The 16669-nt window shown below is 72.2% G+C and carries 11 protein-coding genes; 4 read left to right on the forward strand and 7 right to left on the reverse strand.

The window, feature by feature from the left end; translation table 11 throughout:
- Nucleotides 1–7 precede the first annotated feature (7 nt).
- Both AB2L57_RS07270 and AB2L57_RS07275 read right to left on the reverse strand, forming a co-directional pair.
- Nucleotides 8–1438 (reverse strand): aminopeptidase P family protein, encoded by a 1431-nt coding sequence (locus AB2L57_RS07270; RefSeq protein WP_409048419.1) that lies wholly within the window; start codon nt 1436–1438, stop codon nt 8–10.
- Nucleotides 1439–1475: 37 nt separating this feature from the next.
- A complete protein-coding gene (locus AB2L57_RS07275) occupies nt 1476–2495 on the reverse strand; it encodes an endonuclease/exonuclease/phosphatase family protein (RefSeq protein WP_409048420.1) in 1020 nt (339 codons plus the stop codon).
- Nucleotides 2496–2598: 103 nt separating this feature from the next.
- Between AB2L57_RS07275 and AB2L57_RS07280 the strand changes: the two genes are divergently transcribed.
- Nucleotides 2599–3465 (forward strand): PHP domain-containing protein, encoded by an 867-nt coding sequence (locus AB2L57_RS07280; protein ID WP_409048600.1) that lies wholly within the window; start codon nt 2599–2601, stop codon nt 3463–3465.
- A 73-nt stretch (nt 3466–3538) separates the two neighbouring features.
- Here AB2L57_RS07280 and AB2L57_RS07285 read toward each other — a convergent pair whose 3' ends face one another.
- Together AB2L57_RS07285 and AB2L57_RS07290 are read right to left on the reverse strand one after the other, a co-directional pair.
- Nucleotides 3539–3973 carry an SHOCT domain-containing protein gene (locus AB2L57_RS07285; protein WP_292809861.1) on the reverse strand — a complete coding sequence of 145 codons (435 nt, stop codon included), beginning with the start codon at nt 3971–3973 and terminating at the stop codon, nt 3539–3541.
- A gap of 106 nt (nt 3974–4079) precedes the next feature.
- Complete coding sequence (locus tag AB2L57_RS07290; RefSeq protein WP_292809859.1) at nt 4080–5519, reverse strand: DEAD/DEAH box helicase; 1440 nt, start codon at nt 5517–5519, stop codon at nt 4080–4082.
- Nucleotides 5520–5686: 167 nt separating this feature from the next.
- On the opposite strand from AB2L57_RS07290, the gene AB2L57_RS07295 reads away from it, so the two are divergent.
- Nucleotides 5687–6403 (forward strand): ferritin-like fold-containing protein, encoded by a 717-nt coding sequence (locus AB2L57_RS07295; protein ID WP_292809857.1) that lies wholly within the window; start codon nt 5687–5689, stop codon nt 6401–6403.
- A gap of 33 nt (nt 6404–6436) precedes the next feature.
- Here the strand turns inward: AB2L57_RS07295 and AB2L57_RS07300 are convergent, their stop codons facing one another.
- The 3 genes from AB2L57_RS07300 to AB2L57_RS07310 all read right to left on the reverse strand — a co-directional run bounded on the left by AB2L57_RS07300 (nt 6437) and on the right by AB2L57_RS07310 (nt 8833).
- Entirely contained in the window at nt 6437–6727 is a 291-nt protein-coding gene (locus AB2L57_RS07300; protein WP_292809855.1) for a hypothetical protein, read from the reverse strand.
- Between the two features lie 7 nt (nt 6728–6734).
- Nucleotides 6735–6959 (reverse strand): DUF3107 domain-containing protein, encoded by a 225-nt coding sequence (locus AB2L57_RS07305; protein WP_292809853.1) that lies wholly within the window; start codon nt 6957–6959, stop codon nt 6735–6737.
- A 431-nt stretch (nt 6960–7390) separates the two neighbouring features.
- Nucleotides 7391–8833, reverse strand: a complete 1443-nt coding sequence (locus tag AB2L57_RS07310) for an IS1182 family transposase (RefSeq protein WP_081766114.1) — start codon at nt 8831–8833, stop codon at nt 7391–7393.
- Between the two features lie 117 nt (nt 8834–8950).
- Here AB2L57_RS07310 and AB2L57_RS07315 point away from each other — a divergent pair, with 117 nt between their 5' ends.
- Both AB2L57_RS07315 and AB2L57_RS07320 read left to right on the forward strand, forming a co-directional pair.
- Nucleotides 8951–12217: an ATP-dependent DNA helicase gene (locus AB2L57_RS07315; RefSeq protein ID WP_292809851.1), complete on the forward strand. Its 3267-nt coding sequence runs from the start codon at nt 8951–8953 to the stop codon at nt 12215–12217.
- Nucleotides 12214–15807, forward strand: coding sequence for a UvrD-helicase domain-containing protein (locus tag AB2L57_RS07320; RefSeq protein WP_409048421.1), 3594 nt, complete (start codon nt 12214–12216; stop codon nt 15805–15807). The genes AB2L57_RS07315 and AB2L57_RS07320 overlap by 4 nt, the downstream gene beginning before the upstream one ends.
- Nucleotides 15808–16669 lie beyond the last annotated feature (862 nt).

Raw genomic sequence — 16669 nt, forward strand, 5'->3', positions numbered from 1 at the left:
AGAGCGATCACGGGGCGCCGAGGCGCAGCATCCACGCCTCGACGTCGTCGGCCGTGCGGGGGATGTCGGCCGAGAGGTTGACCGGGCCGTCGACGGTCATCAGGATGTCGTCCTCGATGCGCACACCGATGCCCCGGTACTCCTCGGGCACGGTCAGATCATCGATCTGGAAGTACAGACCCGGCTCGATGGTGAACACCATGCCGGCCTCGAGCACCCCGTCGTAGTACATCTCGCGTCGGGCCTGCGCGCAGTCGTGCACGTCGATGCCGAGATGGTGGGAGGTGCCGTGCACCATGTAGCGGCGGTGCTGTCCGCCCACGCCCTCGGCGAGTGCTTCGTCGGCAGTCACCGGCAGCAGGCCCCACTCCGCGACACGCGTCGCGATGACGGCCATCGCCGCCTCGTGCACCTCGCGGAACCGCGCCCCCGGGCGAGCGGCGCGGAAGGCGGCGTCAGCGGCCTCCCGCACCGTCTCGTACACGCGCCGCTGCACGTCGGTGAACCTGCCCGACACGGGCAGCGTGCGGGTGATGTCGGCGGTGTAGAGGCTGTCGACTTCGACTCCGGCGTCGATGAGGATGAGATCGCCGGGCACGACGGCACCGTCGTTGCGCGTCCAGTGCAGATAGCACGCGTGAGGCCCCGAGGCGGCGATCGTGTCGTAGCCCTCGCCGTTGCCGTCGCTGCGCGCGCGCTGGTGGAAGACGCCCTCGACGACGCGCTCGCCGCGGGGGTGGGCGATGATGCGCGGCAGCTCGCGGATGATGTCGTCGAAGCCGTCGGCGCTCGCCCGGACGGCCAGACGCAGCTGCTCGATCTCGTACTCGTCCTTGACCAGGCGCAGCTCCGAGACGGCGCGCGTCAGATCGTCGTCCGCGTCGACGACACGATCGCCCGGCAGAGCGGTGAACTCGTCGAGGGGCGCCGTCGCGAGCGCGAGCTCGGCCGCGACACCCGCCCGGGAGGGGCGGGGGCCGATCCAGAACTCGCCGATCGAGGCGTCCGAGTAGAACTCCGCCGTCGTGCGGTCGGCGCGCTCGCGGAAGTACAGCGTCGCCGTGTGCCCCCCGTCGGTGGGATCGAGGACGAGCACGGAATCGGGCTCGGCATCCCTCTCCCACCCGGTCAGGTGGGCGAAGGCGGAATGCGCGCGGAAGGGGTAGTCCGTGTCGTTGCTGCGCTGCTTGAGGGACCCGGCCGGAACGACCAGGCGCTCGCCGGGGAACGACGCCGACACGACGGCGCGGCGCGCGGCGGCGAAGGATGCCTGGGCGCGGGCGGACGGAAGGCTCTCGGGCCGCTCGGCCCAGCCGGTGGAGATGGTGTCGAGGAAGCCCTGCCCGTAGCGCTGGCGGCGGTTGGTGTTCGCCTGCTCTTCGCGCTGCGCGGTCTCGTCGGCGGTGTCGATCGTGCGGGTCTCGCCTGTCGTGCTCATCGCTCCAGTCTCGCACGGCCCTCGCGCCCGCAGGGGGTCAGTCGACGGGCTCGAGCTGCGCCACGAGGGGACGGTGATCGCTGCCCGAGTCGTCCATGGATTTCAGCACGATCGAGCCTGTGACCTGCCAGTGCGAGGAGTACATGACGTGGTCGATGGGCGCGCCCAGCAGTGCCGGCACGCGGGTCGACCACGTGCCGAGGGCGCCGTTGCCGGAGTCGGCGGCGGCATCGCGGCAGTGGCCGAGGGTACCGCCGTCGACGCCGAGGCGCTGCATGTGATCGATCGTCGCGTTGAAGTCGCCGGCCATGATGACGTCCTCGTCGACGCACTGATCGGCGAGCCACCGCAGGTCGTCGCGCCACTGGTCCATGTACTCCTCGCGCGGGGCGACCGCGTGCACGGCGACGACGATGGGTCCCTCGCCGTCGATCGGCATCGCCACCGCGCTCGGCAGAACGGCGGTGTTGCTCGTGCCGTCCTGCGACGACGCGATCACGGAGTAGTCGCCGAGTTCGGGGGTGATCAGCAGGGTCGTGGAGCGCGCGTCCCAGGAGTCCACGCCGAACTCGACGTGATGCGCCCACATGGGACTGCCGAGCTCGCGCATGGCGATGGCGATGGCCTCGCCCGTCTCGATGGTCGTCTCGGGCAGGGAGATGATGTCGGCGCTCATGGCGACCGCCGTCTGGGCGACGGCCGCGGGATCGGTCGCCTCGCCGGCCGTGTTCCACGTCATGACCCGCACGCTCGTCTCGGTCTCGGCGGGCAGCTCGGTGGTGCCGAGGCCCCGCGAGACGAGGGTGGCCGCCCCGATGCCCGCCGCGACGAGAGCGATGGCCGCGATGGAGAGGGCGAAGCCGCGCAGCGGACGCGCGAGTGCGAACAACAGGAACACGAGCGCGGTGACCGCGAACCCGGCGACGATCAGCGGCCGGAAGGAGATGGCCTGCGCGAGGGGGAACATCTGGTCGACCCGGAAGAAGACGGGCCAGGTCAGCACCGCCGCCGCGATCGCGAACAGCACGGCGAGCAGGACCCCGAGCACGCGCAACACGCCCCCGACACTACGAGCACAGCCTGGGAGAACAGCGGATGCCGGCGCCCGGCGGGTGGCACCCGGCCGGTCGGCGTGCGCTCCGCTGTACGCTCGTGGGGTGATGGGTGAGCGGCGCTTCGAGGGCCCGAGCGACCTGCACCTGCACTCGCTGCGATCGGATGGCACCGAGCCGCCCGAGGGGGTGGTGCAGTCGGCGCACCGCCATGGCCTGCGCACGATCGCCCTGACCGACCACGACACCACCGCGGGCTGGGCGGAGGCCGCCCAGGCCACATCGTCGCTGGGCATGACGTTAATCCCCGGGATGGAGCTCAGCGCCAAGCACGAGTGGCGGAGCGTGCACGTGCTGGCCTACCTCTTCGATCCCGACGATGCGGCGCTGCGTGCCGAGATGGACCGCATCCGCGACGACCGCGTCGGACGCGCCGAGCGCATCGTCCGCAACATCTCCCGCGACTACGACCTCACCTGGGACGACGTCGTGGCCCAGACATCCCACGGCGCGACCGTCGGGCGTCCCCACATCGCCGACGCGCTCGTGGCGCGCGGGCTCGTGCGGGACCGATCCGAGGCGTTCGACAGCATCCTCCACCCGCGCGAGGGCTACTACGAGCCGCACTACGCGCCGGGTCCCGAGACGGCGGTGCGCCTGGTCGTCGCCGCGGGTGGGGTGCCGATCATCGCCCACCCCACACCGGCGGGCCGCGGACGGATGCTGCCCGTCAGCGTCATCGAGCGGCTCATCGCCCTTGGGCTCGCGGGTTTCGAGATCGATCACCGCGAGAACACCGCCGACGGAAAGCGCCTGCTCCGGGACATCGCGGCACGCCACGACCTGATCGTCACGGGATCCAGCGACTACCACGGCCTGGGAAAGCCCAACCTGCCGGGGGAGAACACGACGTCGGACGAGATGGTCGCGCGGATCATCGAGCGGGGCTCGGGCACCTCGCCCGTGCGGGCCTGACACCGGGAGCACGAACGGCCCCCGCCCCCCCCCCCCCCGAAGGCGGGGCGAGGGTCGTTGACCGGCGGACCGCTCAGTGCGAGAGCGCGCGCGCCTTGATCTGGTCGTACTCGGCCTGCGTGATCGTGCCCGCATCGAGCAGGGCCTTTGCCTTGGCGATCTCGTCGGACGGGCTCGTGCCGGCGGCCTGCTTGATGTACTCCTCCTGCGCGCGGTGGATGGCCTGAGCCTGCGCTGCGCTCCGCTCGCCCATGCCCTTGCCCCGGGCGATGAGGTAGACCAGGGCGCCGAGCCACGTGGTCACGAGCAGGAAGACGATCCACAGCGCCTTCCACCAACCGCTCAGCTTGTGGTCGCGGAAGAGGTCGCTGATGATCGAGAACAGCACCATCAGGTAGGCGAAGAAGATGAAGATGGCCAGGAACCACCAGATGAGGTCCCAGAAGGAGCCCCAGAAGCCCTGGTACTCGTAGCTGATGGGCGTCACGGCCTCGGTGAGGATGCGCACGGTGTGCCTTTCGACGGGGGGAGTCGACGCCTGCGGGCGTCATCGCTCAAGATAGCGCTCCGCGCCGCGTGCGCGCGTCACCGACGCCGTAACAATTGCCGCCCGGTCAGGCCGCCCCGGCCGTGCCGGACGGGCGACGCCGCCGCCGGCGACGCCGGGCGGGTGCGGGGTGGCCGTCGTGGTGCTCCGCTCCGCCGCCGTCGTGCGTCCCGCCGCCCTCGGCGCGGGCTTCGTCTGCGCCCGCGGGCGCCGCAGAGTCGCCCGCGGAACCGCCGCGCGAGCGCGACCGGCGCCTGCCCGGACGCTCCGTCGAGGTGGAGGTGGCAGCATCCTGGGTCTTGACCGCCTGCGTCTTGGGCGCGGTGACCAGGCGTCCCTTGGTGCCGGCGGGGATGTCGAGGTCGCTGAAGAGGTGCGGGCTCGAGGAGTAGGTCTCGACGGGCTCGGGCTGGCCGAACTCGAGGGCGCGGTTGATGAGCGCCCACTTGTGCAGGTCGTCCCAGTCGACGAAGGTCACGGCGATGCCGGTCTTCCCGGCACGACCGGTGCGGCCGGCGCGGTGCAGGTAGGTCTTCTCGTCGTCGGGGATCGTGTGGTTGATGACGTGGGTGACATCGTCGACGTCGATGCCGCGCGCCGCGACATCCGTGGCGATCAGCACGTCACGCTTGCCGGCCTTGAAGGCGGCCATCGAGCGCTCGCGGGACTCCTGGCTCATGTCGCCGTGCACGGCGGCGGCGTTGAATCCGCGGTCGCCGAGCTCGTCGACGAGCTTCTGCGCGGCGCGCTTGGTGCGCGTGAAGATGACGGTCTTGCCCCGGCCCTCGGCCTGGAGGATGCGGGCGATGACCTCGTCCTTGTCGAGCGAGTGGGCGCGGTACACGAGGTGGCGGATGTTGGCCTGCGTCAGGCCCTCGTCGGGGTCGGTCGCCCGGATGTGGATCGGGTTGGTCATGAACCGGCGCGCCAGGGCGACGATCGGGCCGGGCATCGTCGCGCTGAACAGCTGCGTGTGCCGGATCGCGGGGACCTTCTGGAAGATCTTCTCGATGTCGGCGAGGAATCCCAGGTCGAGCATCTTGTCTGCCTCATCGAGCACGACCTCGGTGGCGTTCGAGAGGTCGAGCAGGCGCTGGCCCGCGAGGTCGATCAGACGGCCGGGTGTTCCCACGACGATCTGCGCGCCGGCCTTGAGCTGCTCGATCTGCCCCTCGTAGGCCTTGCCGCCGTAGATGGCGACGACCGAGGTCGGGCGGTTGCGGGTGAGCATGTCGATGTCTTCGTACACCTGCACCGCGAGCTCGCGGGTGGGCACCACGATGAGGGCCTTCACTCCGGGCTCGGGGTGGGGACCCAGACGCTGCACGACCGGGATGCCGAAGCCGAACGTCTTGCCCGTTCCGGTCTTGGCCTGCCCGATGATGTCCTGCCCGGGAAGGCCGAGCGGGATGGTCTGCTCCTGGATGGGGAACGCGTCGACGATGCCCTTGGCGGTGAGGGTGTCGACGATGTCCTGGTCTACGCCCAGTTCGGCGAAGGTCGTCACGGTAGGTGTGCCTGTCCGGCAGTGAGAAGCTGCCTGTGTGCTGCCCCGAAGGGACGGGATGCGATCCACGCCCTTCACTCAGCCACAGGCGCGGGGTCCCGATCCGACGCCGGGACAGCGTCCACCCTACCCGAGGGGTTCCGCGGGGCCGCACTAGGCTGAGGCGCGTGCTGAACTGGTTCCGCCGCACCCGCACGCCCGGGCGCGTGCTCACGCTGCGCTCGCGCGGCGAGGCCTCGGGGGCGACACGGGTCGACTTCTCCGAGCTCGCACCCGACGTCGACACGTTCCTCGGCCAGGCCGCCTACCTGCAGCTGGGCTACTTCGAGACGCTGACACAGCTGATCGCGGCGACGCCGGAGTTGTCGCAGAAGGAGTCCCTGTCGCGGGCCGCGGGGGCGGCGCTCACCAAGCATCAGGCACTCGTCGCGCTGATCCGCGACCGCGGCGACGATCCGACAACTCTCATGCTGCCCTTCCGCGAGCAGCTCGACGGGTTCCGGCGCGTCACGCACGGCGTGCGCACCATGGAGACCCTCCTGAGCGTGCATCTGACGGCGGGGCTGCTCGATGACTTCTATCACGCGCTCGCCTCCAGCTACGCCGACACCGGTCGCCGCGTCTCCCGCATCCTCGAGGCCGACGACGACCGCGGGGTGATCGTCGAGATCATCGCCGAGACGATCGCCAGCGACGAGGAGTGGCGCTCGCTGCTCTCGCTCTGGGGGCGGCGCCTGGTCGGCGACACGCTGATCGTCGCGCGCGCCGCGCTCGAGACCGGAGAAGCTTTGGATTCGGCGGCCGAGAAGCGGGTCGAGCCGGTGTTCACCGAGCTGATGGCGGCCCATGCGCGCCGGATGGACGCGATGGGCCTGAACGCCTGAGCCCCGCGGGGTCGGCCGGAGGGCCGCCCGGGGTCAGAGGATGCCGAGGCGCTCGCGTTCGCGGGCGTCGTGCGCCGTGCGGGCCCGGGTGAGCAGCCCCAGCATCCCGGCGGTCGCGGCCGGGGGGACCAGGAGCGAGGCGGCCCAGATCCACGGGTTGTCCTCAGTCAGACCCGCCCACGTCAGGGCGGTCCAGATCACGCCCGCCAGCGCCGCCGCGAGGATCGGCGCGAGTGCCGCTGCGCGCAGCGCTCGTCCGGGGAGGGCGTAGTGCAGGCCGAGGCCCGCGGCCGCTCCGACGACGAGCGCCAGGACGATCAGCATCCCGCGGTCAGCCGACGAACCCGACCCGGCGCAGCTCTTCGGTGCCCAGTTCGACGTAGGCGAGGCCGGCGGTGGGGATGATGTAGGAGTTGCCCTTGGAATCGGCGAACGACACGTGGGTCGCGCCCGCATCGAGGGCTCCCGTCACCGAGGCCCGCACCGTCTCGGCGGGCTCGGAGGTCTCGAAGGTGAGCTCCCGGCCGGTGTTGGCGATGCCGATGCGAATCTCCACGGATGACTGCCTTTCTCTCCGCGCCGGGGTGGCGCCGGGCGACACCAGAAACTCTACGACACGGCCCGCCGGTGCCACCCCGTGCGCGTCACGCTGAGGGCGAACGTGCCCGGGGTCGGGTGCACAGCTGCGGACAGCGGGCGTGACGCGCCGCGGCATGCGGCTCCTCGCCGGCGTGTCTCGGTGTCGTGTCCGCAGCTGTGCACACCCGCGGGGCGAACGGGGCGACGGGGGATGTCGGAGTCGGCGTCTAGGTGCGCGGGTCAGAATCGGGTGGCGTGGCGCGCGGCGTTGACTCTGGCATCGCGCGCTGACGGTCGCGAACGGGAACGGGCGGGCCGTTGCGGTGTGAGAGCGTGCGGGATCGCACGGCGAGGGGCTCGTGGCGACTGTCGGTGCGTGCTGTGACGCCCAGGGACCCCTGGGGAGGCCTATGCGGGCGCCAGCCCGGCGGCTGTAGCGACGCGGAGCTTGCGGAGGTTGTGGCAGATCGTGTGGAGTAGCCATTCGCCTTGGGCGCCGGCGAGTCCGCGTAGCCGGAGCTGTCCGGCGTTTTGCCGGGTCTTCATCTGCCCGAACGCGGGTTCAACGATGGCTTTGCGGCGCGCGTAGTCGGTGCGGCCCTGCTCGGTGCGCAGCGCGTGCGCCATCCGCTCCCGCCGGCTCGCGTCCTCTGGGGCCGGGTCCGGGGCGCCGGCGGTAGGGAAGCTCTCGCCGTGACGTTGCCGTCCCGTCGCGATCAACACCTGTGCGTCCAGATCGTCGGCGGCTTCGAGGTTGGCTTCCGAGCAGTAGCCCGCGTCAGCGAGGACGACCTCTGGGGAACGCTCGATTCCTGCCGCGTCGAGGTTCCGTAGGGTCTGCTCGGCCATCGGGACGAACTGCTGGATATCGGTGGCCTGCTGGGTGACCTCGGCGCTCAACACGATCTGGTGGCCCTCATCGACAACGGCCTGCGCGTTGAACGCGTAATCGAAGCCGCGGACCGTCTTCATCATCCGCGCCTCAGGATCGGTGAAATTGCGTTGCGCTTTCGGCTTCGGCGCCGCCGTGTCCACCGCAGTCGCGACGGCCGCGTCGGCCTGCTCAGGGGGCTGACCGGCGGCGTCGGCCTTCTTCCGCGCCACGGCTGCCGCCTTCTCGGCGGCGTCGGCCTCGATCGCGTCCTTCGCGGCACGTAGTTTTGCCAGGCGCCCCTCACGGCGGGCCAGCTCCGGGGCGACCTCGTCCCCGCGCCGGTCCTGGCCGAACTGCTGATCCTCGGCCTCATCGACCGCCTCCGCCTCGGCGAGCAGCGCAGCGACCTCGGCTTGGAGCTGATCGATCTTCGGCACGATCCGGTCATAGCTCATCGCCTTATGCCGCGACGCGTTCGCAGCCAGCTTCGTGCCATCCAGCGCGACCCGCCCCAACCGCACCAGCCCCGCCTCCGCGCAGACCCGCAGCACCTGCAGGAACAACCCCGGCAGGGCATCCAGGTGACGCCGACGAAACCGGGCCAGCGACCGGTAGTCGGGCGCCTGGTTGCCCGACAGCCACCGGAAGGCGATATCGCGCTTGCAGCGCCGCTCCAACTCACGAGACGAGGTCACGCCCGTCGCGTACGCGAACAGCAGCAGCTTCAACATCATCCGCGGGTCATACGGAGGCGCACCCGAGGCGGACGCGTACGACGCGTAGACCGGCGTCAGATCCAAGAGCTCTTCGACGACCTCGGAGATGAACCGGGCCTCATCATCCTCGTCCAGCCAGTCATCCAGACTCGGCGGGAGCAGGAAACACTGCCCCTGGTCATACCCACGGAACGTCTTGCCCGCACCCGCCGGTGCAGCCGATCCCGGCGCCCGCGCCTCACCCGGCTCGACCTCGAACAGACCCTCCAGGCTGGCAGTCACCGTCATGAATCGATTCTCCCAGCACCCCGCGCTATCCACCGGATTCACCCCGGCGCGTTAACGGAAGGATCTGACCCACGCGTCTAGCGTGGAGGCATGACCTCGCAGCACCCCGGTCTCGACACCGCACAGCGCGCCGTCGTGGAGCTGCCGCCCGAGGCATCGGGAGTCGTCATCGGTGCGCCCGGCACGGGCAAGACCCGGGCGCTCGTCGACCGTGTGCGGCGGCTGCTCGCCGCGGAGGGCGGCGCGGGACTGCTGCCGGAGCAGGTGCTCGTCCTGACGCCGACGCGGCAGACGGCGACCGCGCTGCGCGATCGCCTGGCGGTCGTCGCCGATCGTGCGACCTCCGGCGCACTCGCCCGGTCGATGTCGGCGTTCGCCTTCCAGGTGGTGCGCGCCGCGGCCGTGCACGCCGGCGACGAGCCGCCCGTGCTGCTCAGCGCGCCCGACCAGGACCGCATCATCGCCGAGCTGCTCGAGGGCGACGCCGCCGATGCCCAGGCGGGCCTGCCGTCGCGCTGGCCGGCCGGCCTCGACGCGGGAGTGCGCGCGTCCCGCTCCTTCCGGGCCGAGTTGCGCGCCCTCTTCGCCGAGTGCGGCGAGCTCGGCGTGGGCCCCGAACGTCTCGCCCAGCTCGGCCGCGCTCGACGGTCCGACGAGTGGGTGGCGGCGGCATCCTTCCTCTCCGATTACCGCTTCGCGGCGGCATCGATGCGCTCCGCCCACCGCGACCCCGCCGACCTGCTGCGCGAGGCGGCCGCGCTGCTGGGCGGGTCGGGTGGCTTCGGCGGGGCCCCGATCGGCCCGGCCGCCGCGCTGCGGGCGGTGCTCGTCGACGACGCGCAGGAGCTGACCCGTGGTGGCCTCGCGGTGCTGCGCGCGCTGCGCGCCCGGGGGGTCGCCGTGCTCGCCTTCGGCGACCCCGACATCGCCTCGGGAGCGTTCCGCGGGGCGAGCCCCGAGCTGTTCGCCAGACTGTGCGATGCTCTCGGCGCGGTGCACGTGCTCGAGAACCCTCACCGCGCGACGCCCGCCCTCACGCGACTGGGGCGCGAGATCACCGCGGCGATCGGGGCCTCCGGCCGCGTCGAGCATCGCCGACCGCCGGGGCCCGTCGTGCCGGACGCCGGAGTGCGCACGATCCTCGCGCCGTCCGCGTTCGAGCAGATCGATCTGATCGCGCGCACGCTCCGCGAGTGGCACCTGCTCGATGACATCCCGTGGTCTCGGATGGCGGTCATGGCCCATGACACGCGCCAGGTCGCCGAGCTCGAGGCCGAGCTCGGCGCGCGCGAGGTGCCCACGCGGGCCGCGAGCGTACCGCGACCGCTCGGTGCCGAGCCGGTCGTGCGCGACCTCGTCGAGATCGTGCGACTCGGCATCGCACCGCCCCATGAGCGCGACCCGGACGCGCTCATGGCGGCGCTGCGTTCGCCGTTCGGCGCGCTCGACGCGGTCGGGCTGCGTCGACTGCGCGCCCGCCTGCGGCACGCCGAACTGGCCGCAGAGGGCACGCGCCCGGCGCGCGAGCTGCTGCGCGAGGCGATGTCGCGCCCGCTCGAGCTCGCCCTCATCGACACGCCCGAGGCCCGCGCGGCCGAGCGCCTCGCGCTCAGCCTGCAGATCGTGCACGACGATGCCGCGCGGGGCGCGACGGTGCACGAGTTGCTGTGGACGGTGTGGAACAGGGCGAGGGATGCCGGCGGGCGGCCGCTCGCGCGCGCCTGGCACGAGGCGGCCACATCCCACGGGGGCCAGGCTGCCGAGACGGGGCACGCCCTCGACGCGCTCGTCGCCCTCTTCGACGCCGCCAAGCGCGCCATCGAGCGCTCACCCGACGAGAGACCCGAGTCCTTCATCCACCGCATCCTCGACAGCGACGTGCCCGAAGACACCCTCACCGCCCCCGAGCGTCCGGAGACGGTGCGTCTGCTCACTCCCGCGGCCGCGCTCGGCACCGAGTTCGAGGCGGTGGTCGTGGCGGGGGTCCAAGAGGGCGTCTGGCCGAACGTGCGCGTGCGCGGCGGGCTGCTCGGCACCTGGCGCCTCGCCGACGACCTGCAGGCCTGGCGCGAGGGCGACCCCGATCGCCCGGAGCCGGCCGTGCTCGATCGTCGCCGCGCCGCGCTGCACGACGAGCTGCGCCTGCTCGTCCGTGCGGTCTCCCGCGCGCGCTCCCGCTTGGTCGTGACCGCTGTCGACGACGACGATCAGGGCCCCAGTCCCTTCCTGTCCTTCCTGCCCGAGCCCGACGTCGAGATCGACGCCCTGCCCGGGCACCCGCTCACGCTGCGCGGACTCGTGGCCGAGCACAGGCGCACGCTGACGGCATCCACGTCGGCGGCAGCGCGCGCACACGCGGCGGGTCAGCTGGTCGTGCTCGCGCGCGAGGGGGTGCCCGGCGCCCCCGTCGATCAGTGGTTCGGCATGGCCGCGTCCACCTCGACCGGACCGCTGCGCGATCCCGCCCGCGGCCCGGTGCACGTCTCTCCTTCGCGTCTCGAGGGCTTCGAGACCTGCGCTCTCGACTGGGCGATCCGGGCGCTCGGCGGCGACACCCGCTCGTGGTCGGCGGGAGTGGGCACGATCCTGCACGCCGCGCTCGAAGAGGTGCCCGGGGGTGAGGAACACCTTCTCCAGGCGGTCGTCGACCGGCGTTGGGGTGAACTGGATTTCGAGGCGCCGTGGATGGGTGACAAGGAGCGCGCCTGGGCGACGGAGCTGGTGGGCCGGCTGCACGCCTACCTCGCACGATTCCATCGAGAGCAGGGGCGCACGCTCGGGGCCGAGGCACGTTTTCGCATCGCCGTCGACATGGATGCGCGCGGCGAGACGGGCGAGCCGGTCGTGCGCGCGCTCGCCGACGGCACTCTCCGAGACGACACGGGGGGTGCGCGTCTCGCGCTGCTCAGCGGATCCGTCGACCGTGTCGAGGTGTATCCCGACGGGCACGGCGAAGACGTGCCGTACGGCCAAGGCGGGGGAGATCGGGTGATGATCGTCGACCTCAAGACCGGTCGTTCGGAGACTCGCGTGTCGGACGAGAAGGTCGAGGGCGATCCGCAGCTGGCCGCCTACCAGCTCGCGCTCCTCGAGGGACTCATCCCGGGCGCCGACCCGGCATCAAACGCCGGCGCCCGGCTGCTCGTGCTCTCCAAGACCCTGAAGAACACGCGGTACCGCCTCGCTCGGCAGGCACCCCTCGACGCGGCCGGGCGCGCCCGATTCCTCGACGCCATCGTCGCCGTCGCCGAGGGAATGGCATCGCACGTGTTCGAGGCGAAGATCGACGCCCACTGCAATGACGACCGTTTCGCGGTGTGCCGTGTGCACACCATCAAGGCGGTGTCGGCATCATGACCAGCGACGCCATGTCTGCGTCGGCGACCGCCGCGCGCGCCTGGAGCAGGCCGCTCGCGCTCTCGGCGGCGCAGGTCGCGGCCGCGCTAGGGCTGCCCACACCCACGCCCGAGCAGCAGCGGGTGATCGAGGCGCCGCCGACTCCGGCGCTGGTCGTCGCGGGGGCCGGCAGCGGCAAGACCGAGACGATGGCGGGGCGAGTGGTGTGGCTCATCGCCAACGGGCACGTGCGCCGCGACGAGGTGCTCGGGCTGACCTTCACCCGCAAGGCCGCGGGTGAGCTCGCCGAGCGTATCGACCAGCGCCTCGCAGTGATGGGCGAGTACGCGCGCAGGGGGCTGCTGGCGCAGGTGCCCGCCCTGATCGCCTCGGGACGACTCGGCCGGTTCTGGGCGGGCGTCGACGGCGCGTCGCCGCGGGAGCGCCGCGCCGCTCTTGCGGTCCTGCTCGACGACATCGCCGCGGCCGCCGATGCCCATCAGACCGACGTGCACCCCGCCGCGGGGCACGACCGCAGCGACGATCTGCTGCTGCGGCCGAGGGTCGCCACCTACAACGCGTTCGCCGACGCGATCGTGCGCGAGCACGGTGCGCGCATCGGCCGGGACGCCGACGCGGCGCTGCTGAGCCAGTCCGGCTCGTGGCTGCTCGCGCGGCGTGTCGTGGTGGCGGCCGACGATCCCCGCCTCTCCGCGCGCGCCGAGGCGTTCTCGAGCGTCGTGGATGCCGTGCACCGGCTCGCCGGCGAGATGCTCGACAACCGGGCCGACCCCGACGCGGTGGCCGCCTACGGCGAGAGATGGGGGCGCGCGCTCGAGCAGTTCGTCAATCCCGCACTCGCCAACCCCGGTCCGATCGAGAAGTTCCACGCCGCGATGACGGGGCTCCCCGTGCTGGCCGGTCTCGTGCGCGAGTACGCCGCCCGCAAGCGGGCGGATGACACCCTCGACTTCGCCGACCAGGTCTCCGGTGCGCTCGAGATCGTCGAGGGGTCACCCGAGGTGACCCGGACGATCCGCGAGCAGTACCGCGTGGTGCTGCTGGACGAGTATCAGGACACATCCGTGATCCAGACGACGCTGCTCTCGACGATCTTCGCCGACGCCGCCGTCATGGCCGTGGGCGACCCGCACCAGTCCATCTACGGGTGGCGCGGCGCGTCCGCCGACAACCTCGCCGCGTTCCCCCGGCTGTTCGCCCGCGAGCTGCCGTGCGGCAGCCACGGTCTGATGGTCAGCTGGCGCAACGACCTCGAGATCCTGCGGGCGGCCAACAGCCTCGTCGCGGGTGCCGAGGCGTCGGGTGTGCCGGTTGGAGCTCTCGAAGCCCGACCGGGCGCGGTATCCGGCCGGGTGGCGTGCCGCTTCCTGCGCACGATCGATGACGAGGCCGAGGAGGTCGCCCGCTGGTTCGCCGACGTGCGCGGGCGACACGAGCACAACCAAGCCGTGCTCGCGGCCGAGGCCGTCGCCGCCGGCCGCGAGCCGGTTTCGCCCCGCGCCCACTCCGGGGCGATCCTCTTCCGCACGAAGCGACACATGAACGCGTTCGCCGAGGCGCTCGCGCGGCATGACATCCCGCACCGCATCCTCGGTCTCGGCGGGCTGCTGACCACCCCCGAAGTCGTCGACGTCGTCGCGGCGCTGCGGGTCATCCACGACCCCACGCAGGGATCATCGCTGATCCGTCTGCTGGTCGGACCGCGCTTCGGCATCGGCGTCGCCGACATGGCGGCCCTGCACGAGCTGGCCGACACGCTCTCCCGGCGCGACGGGTCGCTGATGCCGCTGCCGCCCGAGCTCGCGGCCCGCGTGCGCGGCTCCGCGGGCGCCGATGAACAGCTCTCGATCATCGACGCGCTGGAGTTCGTGCGCCAGGCGCGGGCGGACTACCGGCTGCTGGAGGGATTCACCGACGAGGGGCGTGCCCGGCTGCGTTCGGCCGGCGAGATGTTCGAGCGCCTGCGCCGCGCGGTGGCTCAGCCCATCCCCGACCTGATCCGCCTCATCGAGCTCGAACTGCGCCTCGACATCGAACTCGCGGCCAACGAGAGCCGCGGCCCCGCGCGCATCGCGTCCGCGCAGCTGCGCGCCTTCCTCGACGAGGTGCGCGCCTTTCTCACCGCGGACGAGCGGGGATCGATCGGATCGCTGCTGGCTTGGCTCGACCACGCCGAAGACACCGACGAGCTCATGCCCCGTCCCGAGCCGCCGCAGCCCGGAGTGGTGCAGCTGCTGACGATCCACGGATCGAAGGGCCTCGAGTGGGATGCCGTCGCCGTCGTGCGCCTCGTCGCCGACGAGCTGCCCAAGGCGCCCCGCAGCGTCGGCGGCTGGACAGGGTTCGGAGTGCTGCCGACGGCGTTCCGCGGAGACGCGGACGCGCTGCCCGCCCTCGCGGTCGACCCGTCCGGCATCCCCGACGCCCCCGCGCTGCGCAAGGCGTTGACGGCGTTCCGCGAAGACAGTCGCGCCCACCAGGAGGCCGAAGAACGCCGGCTGGCCTATGTCGCCGTGACGCGAGCGCGCTCCGAGCTGCTGCTCACCGGTTCGCAGTGGGGCGGGCAGCGCAGCGCCCGCCGGCCCAGTCCGTACCTGGACGAGATGGTGGCGGCGCTCGGCCGCGAACCGATCGACCCGGGCGACGCCGGCGAGAACCCCTACCTCGAGCGCGGCGGCCAGGTGCTGGCCTGGCCGCTCGATCCGCTGGGCGAGCGCGGGGCTCTCGTGCGGCGCGCGGCCGAACAGGTGCGCGAGGCCGCGTCCGAGACGGGGCCGTCGACCGCTCCCGACCCGATCCTCGCCCGGCTGCTGGCCGAGCGCGAGCGCCGGGCGCGCGGACCGGCCCTGGACGCCCCCACCCGCATCCCCGCTTCGCGGTTCAAGGACTATGTCGGCGACTATCGGGCGACCGTCTCGGCGATCAGCCGACCCCTTCCCGAGCGTCCGTACCGGCAGACGCGTCTGGGCACGCTCTTCCACGCCTGGGTGGAGCGCCGCTCCGGCCGTGTGACGGGCGGCCCCTCTCTCGACGATGCGCTCTGGGAGACCGATGACGAGGTGAGCGAGACCGAAGCGTCGGCCGCGGACGCGGTCGACCTGGCGCTTCTGCGCGCGAACTTCGAGCGCTCCGAGTGGGCGCCGCTCGCCCCGCTCGAGGTCGAGGCCGAGATCGACTTCGCGCTCCGGGGCGCCGACGGGTCATCGCACGTGGTGATCTGCAAGCTCGACGCCGTCTATCGGCGCGACGACCGCGGCGGGCGGATCGAGATCGTCGACTGGAAGACGGGGCGCGCCCCGCGCACGGCCGCCGAACGCGACGAGCGGATGCTGCAGCTGGCGCTGTATCGCGTCGCCTATCATCGCGCGCACGGCGTGCCGCTCGATGAGATCGACGTCGCCCTCTACTACGTCGCCGACGACCTCATCATCCGAGGTTCCGAGATCTACTCCGAGGCCGACCTGGCCCAGCGCTGGAACGCGGCGCGTGAGGCGCGGGCGGCCTCCACCGCTTCGTCGGTCTCGGGTGCGGCATCCGGGGTCGAGGCATCGGCGGGCGCGGCCTCGGGTGGGGCCTCCGTGCCGGGCTGACGGGTGCCCGTCCAGCTCGAGAGGGAGATCGGCTCGATCGGTGCGGTCTCGTCCGCCGCGTCGCCGACCGCCTCGATGCGGGCGGGTGCACCCAGCCCCTCCGCGCGCGTGACCGGCGTGGGGGCGGTCTCTCCGCGCTCGCGCATGCTCGCCTCGAAGAGCGACACCATCTCAGGGTCGTAGGCGTCTGTCTGCATCGCGATCGATGCCTCGTGCTCTTGTGCGGCGGTGCGCGGTGCGGCGTCGGCGAGCACGGCGATCGCGTCGTCGACGCCTCCGACCGCGGCCGGAGCAAGGCGCGACGCCGACGAGCCGAGTCCCTCGACCAGCGCGTCGAGCAGCCCGACGGCGTCGTCGACGATGTCGGCGCGGTGCTGCTCGTGACCGTGGAGCAGCCACTTCGCGAACTCGAGCTCGGCATACAGGCGCGCACGCGTGCGCAGGTTGGCATCGGGGGAGCGGTCGGCGGCTTCGGCGTAGGCCGCGTAGATGTCATCGGCCGCCTCGGCGGCGCCCGCGATCCAGTGCAGATCGACGGCGGGATCGCCCACGCTGAAGGCCTGCCACCCCAGCACCCCGACGACGGTGGGCACGTCGCGGCGGTCTTCGAACACGAACGAGAGCGCCGACGCCTCGCCCAGGACCACGCAGGACTCGAACCGCCACAGATCGTCGTCGTCGACGGCCCGTCGCCAGCGCGTGGCGAGGGCGGCGGGCAGGCGGCGGGTGTCGGCCGTGCGCTCGATGAGCGTGCGCACGGCGTCACGCACCTGCTCCGGTGTGCGCACGGGCAGGCCCTCCGCGCGGACCACGGACGCCGGCAGCGCGTGCAGTGCCGCGAGCGAGATGCCGATCGACTGCG

This window comes from Microbacterium sp. HA-8 (genome assembly GCF_046111165.1).
Lineage (GTDB): Bacteria > Actinomycetota > Actinomycetes > Actinomycetales > Microbacteriaceae > Microbacterium.

Excerpts from the sequence above, each read along its gene's own strand:
- AB2L57_RS07320 (WP_409048421.1), top strand. The coding sequence starts at position 12,214 with ATGACCAGCGACGCCATGTCTGCGTCGGCGACCGCCGCGCGCGCCTGG.
- AB2L57_RS07270 (WP_409048419.1), bottom strand. The coding sequence starts at position 1,438 with ATGAGCACGACAGGCGAGACCCGCACGATCGACACCGCCGACGAGACC.
- AB2L57_RS07280 (WP_409048600.1), top strand. The coding sequence starts at position 2,599 with ATGGGTGAGCGGCGCTTCGAGGGCCCGAGCGACCTGCACCTGCACTCG.
- AB2L57_RS07315 (WP_292809851.1), top strand. The coding sequence starts at position 8,951 with ATGACCTCGCAGCACCCCGGTCTCGACACCGCACAGCGCGCCGTCGTG.
- AB2L57_RS07300 (WP_292809855.1), bottom strand. The coding sequence starts at position 6,727 with ATGCTGATCGTCCTGGCGCTCGTCGTCGGAGCGGCCGCGGGCCTCGGC.